The sequence below is a fragment of the Vibrio sp. 1562 genome, from assembly GCF_033340155.1.
GTDB classification, from domain to species: domain Bacteria; phylum Pseudomonadota; class Gammaproteobacteria; order Enterobacterales; family Vibrionaceae; genus Vibrio; species Vibrio alginolyticus.
This window is the reverse complement of sequence record NZ_JAWOVY010000622.1, coordinates 1-566: the sequence shown is the minus strand read 5'-3', so window position 1 is coordinate 566 and position 566 is coordinate 1. Positions and strand designations below refer to the sequence as shown.

The following is a 566-nucleotide window of genomic DNA, read 5'->3' as shown; positions in this document are numbered from 1 at the left end:
TCGGTCGCTTCAGCAAGACGCGAACCGTATTCTTTGTCTGCACGATAGAAGTAGCTCACCATCGTCGCTTTGATGTCTTTATCCATTACCTTATTCAGGTCGCCCGCTAGGTTAGCAATCAGATCGCTTCTGTCTTGTTCATTCATGCTGCGGTACAACACGCCAGCTTGATAGAAATCTCGTGGTTTACTGATCGCTTTTTGCTGAACCGTACCGACGAGCTTGGTTTCTACCGCTTTAAACTGATTGTCTTCAGCCAAGTTAAGCTTGCGGCTTGGTTCATAATTTACGTCCCCATTGCTCAGCTGCGCGTTATTGCTCAAACCATTTTGATTATGATTACTAACAGACGTTAACGGACGGTTCACTGGCAGCTGGAACAAGTTCGCGCCTAAGCGGTAAAGCTGAGTATCGGCGTAAGCAAACAAACGGCCTTGCAACAAACGGTCTTCCGATGGCTCAATACCTGGGATCAGGTTTGAAGGTGCGAATGCCGACTGTTCGGTGTCTAAAAAGAAGTTTTCCGGCAGACGATTAAGCGTCATGGTGCCCACTTTGCGATCCGG

General features: G+C 48.1%; 1 protein-coding gene. It reads right to left on the bottom strand.

Going from position 1 to position 566, the window contains the following annotated elements; genetic code table 11:
* Positions 1–566: catalase (locus R7Z49_RS26740; protein WP_318112691.1), on the bottom strand; the 566-nt coding region annotated here is incomplete at both ends.